Genomic DNA, 3,367 nt, shown 5'->3' on the forward strand with positions numbered 1-3,367 from the left:
AAAAAATTATATATCAAAATAATTTGTAATGATTAATCATAATGTTTATATAATAATAAAAGAATATCTATATTTACAGAAAGGTTAATTAAAATTTTTCAAAAAAAACAATACATTTTAATCATTTTATGATTAAAAACAAAAAATTGTAGAACATTTGTATAAGTATTATGAAACTATTTTTTTATTTTATTAACATAATATAATTACAATTAGAATAGGAATAGAATTCTCTGTAGGTGAAAATAGTATGTTAACAATCAATCACACAATATGCCCTGAATGTAGCATAGGCTGTGGTTTAAATGTAATTAGTAAAGATGGAATTATAGTAGGAATAAATCCATTTAAAAATAATGAAATTAACGAAGGAAAGAATTGTAAAAATTGTACCGAATATATTGACAATATTTCCACAATGGAAAACAAGACTTTCGACTATGATAATGTTATTGATGAACTGAAAAATAAGATGGAAAGTACCGATTCTGAAAAAATTACCATACTTACATCAGGTAACACTGACAACAATGATTTGGATAATTTAATTAAATTTGCAGATGATAAAGGAGTCAATTTGGTTTCATATGAATATGAATTTACAAAAATTAATCCAGAACTTATTGCATCTTATGATGAAGTTGAAAAAGCAGATCAGATAATTACCATCGGTGATATATATCGTAAAAATTCTTTAATAGGAAGAAGAATTATTCACGCTAAAGAAAACGATGCAAAAACAATTAACATATATACTGAAACTAATTTAACTGGTTTTAATAGTGATGAATTTAAACAAATTGAATCATTTGATGAATTAAACCAGGTGTTAGATTCAATAGACTTCACTGAAAATACTATAATAATCATTAATGAAATATCATCAACACAAAATTATGTGGATTTAATAAAACTCATAGAAGATAAAAATATTAAAGTATTACCTTTACTTCAACATCCAAACAGTTACTCTATTTTAGAAAAAACAGAATCATTATCTAAAGAAGAATTAGCTAATAAGATTGAAGATTCTGAATTAATAATATTAGTAAACGAAAATCCACTTGAATATTTAGATGACAGTATTCTCGAAGGAAAAAATATAATATCCTTAACTCAAAATGGAGTTGAACTTGGTTTAACCGTTCCGGTAAAAGTTTGGTGTCAAAAAGAAACATCATTCACTAATTCAGCAGGATTAACACAAAATTATCCTGATGCAATAAACGATGAAGAAAACACATTAAAAACAGTATCAGAAGTACTGGACTTAATATAATTGGTGGTATTAATGAAATATTTACAAATTAAATCTACAAATGAAGATATATTAAAAAATTGTGAAAATGGGGGAGCAGTAACTTCTTTATTATTATCATTATTGGATGAAGGTAAAGTGGATGGAATATTAAACCTTAAAAAACAGGACAATGTTTATGATGGGATTCCAACATTTGTCACTACTAAGGAAGAACTTTTAGAAACTTCCGGTTCATTGCACTGTGCTCCTATAATGACTTCTGATATTATTGCAAAATTCTTAAAAGAGGATAAAATTGCTGTTACAACAAAACCATGTGATGCAATGGCTATTGATGAAATTATTAAGAGAAATGGTATTAATAGAGATAATATTTACATGATTGGATTAAACTGTGGGGGAACAGTCAGTCCATTGACAGCAGAGAAAATGATAAAACTTTTCTATGATGTGGATCCTGAAGATGTAGTCAAAGAAGAAATCAATAAGGGACAATTTATCATTGAACTGGAAAATGGTGAAGAAAAATCTGTTAAAATAGATGATCTTGAAGATGAAGGTTATGGTAGAAGGGATAACTGTCAAAGATGTGAATTAAAAATCCCAAGAAAAGCAGATGTAGCATGTGGTAACTGGGGTTCAAGTAAAGGATACACATTTGTTGAAATAAATACTCCTAAAGGGGAAGAATTAATTCAAAATGCAATTGATAAGGGTTATATTGAAGTTAAAGATCCATCCGAAAAACAGATTACAATTAGGGGTAAAGTTGAAAATGTAATGAAAAAGATGGCTAAGAAAGCTCAGAAAAAACAATTGGAAAAAGAATATCCTACTCCTGAAGAGTTTAATGAAATCTTGACCAGATGTATTAAATGTTTCAGATGTCGTGATGTCTGTCCTGTATGTAACTGTAGAGTATGTTCTTTAGAAAAAGAATATTTCCAGGAAAATCCTACAGAAAAACCAGATCCATTGTTAATGCATGGAATTAGACTTGGACACATGGCATTTAGTTGTATAAACTGTGGTCAATGTGAAGATGTTTGTCCAATGGAAATACCTATAGCTAAAATGTATCAAAAAGTACAACTAAAATATAAGGATGAAACAGGTTATGTCTCTGGGGTAACTGACGATAAACCTCCAATGTATAGTGGTATGAAAGAAGAACTAGCAGAATAATTAAGAGGGATATAAGATGAGTAATGATGATAAAGAAATTAAAATTGTAGGATTCTGCTGTAATTGGTGTTGTTATGGTGGAGCAGATAATGCAGGAACAAGTAGGATGGCTTATCCTCCGAATATTCGTATTATTAGAGTAATGTGTTCTGGAAGAATAAATCCTGAAATGGTATTTAAAGCATTCCATGATGGTGCAGATGGTGTATTTGTAGGTGGATGTCATATTGGGGACTGTCACTATGATGCAGGTAATTACAAATGGAGAAGAAGAGCACACCTAATCAGACATATTCTTGATGAAATGAATATAGATCAAAGAAGATTTAAACATGACTGGGTATCAGCATCTGAAGGTGCAAAATTCCAAAGATTAATGAATGAATTCTATGAAGAATTATCTGCAATAGAAGAATAATTAACCATTTTTTTATTTCTTTTTATTATTTTTTCTTTAAATGGCTTTGTAGAAATCATTCTTTAATATAATATTTTGTAATACTTTTTCAGAAACATTTATATAGTATGGCAATAATAGTATTACTTATATGTTTAAAAGTATTATCTTTTGGTTTAATTTATTATGATTTTCTTCACAATAACCACGGAAGAAATTGTTTGTTTAAATTAATATCTTTGCTTATAATATTTTTTAAATATAATGAACCGAGGGTTTTCCGGGGATCGCCTGTACCACTTACTATGCTTAGCATTGGCGGCAATTAGGCAGGAATCAAATGAAAACAAGACTCTAATTATAATATTTATAATCGGAGTACCTTGTTGGATGAAAAAAGAAACATTTTATTGTTTCCTCTGTATTAACTTAGATGAGTAATACTCGCACTTCATGAAAAATGAGGTTTTCTACAGAGCCCTTTAAATCATTTAATTTCAGATTAAATGATATTTTTATTATAT

At 28.3% G+C, this 3,367-nt stretch carries 3 protein-coding genes; all 3 read left to right on the forward strand.

Annotated elements, in window-relative coordinates:
- Positions 1–250: 250 nt before the first annotated feature.
- From QZZ11_RS01975 to QZZ11_RS01985, 3 genes are read left to right on the forward strand one after another with little or no spacing between them, the layout of a single operon-like run.
- Positions 251–1,279: a hypothetical protein gene (locus QZZ11_RS01975; RefSeq protein ID WP_292473081.1), complete on the forward strand. Its 1,029-nt coding sequence runs from the start codon at positions 251–253 to the stop codon at positions 1,277–1,279.
- A 12-nt stretch (positions 1,280–1,291) separates the two neighbouring features.
- A complete protein-coding gene (locus tag QZZ11_RS01980; protein WP_292473083.1) occupies positions 1,292–2,446 on the forward strand; it encodes a Coenzyme F420 hydrogenase/dehydrogenase, beta subunit C-terminal domain in 1,155 nt (384 codons plus the stop codon).
- A 16-nt stretch (positions 2,447–2,462) separates the two neighbouring features.
- Positions 2,463–2,864: a hydrogenase iron-sulfur subunit gene (locus QZZ11_RS01985; protein WP_292473085.1), complete on the forward strand. Its 402-nt coding sequence runs from the start codon at positions 2,463–2,465 to the stop codon at positions 2,862–2,864.
- The last annotated feature ends 503 nt before the right edge of the window (positions 2,865–3,367 follow it).

This window comes from Methanosphaera sp. (assembly GCF_016282985.1).
Taxonomy (GTDB): Archaea; Methanobacteriota; Methanobacteria; order Methanobacteriales; family Methanobacteriaceae; genus Methanosphaera.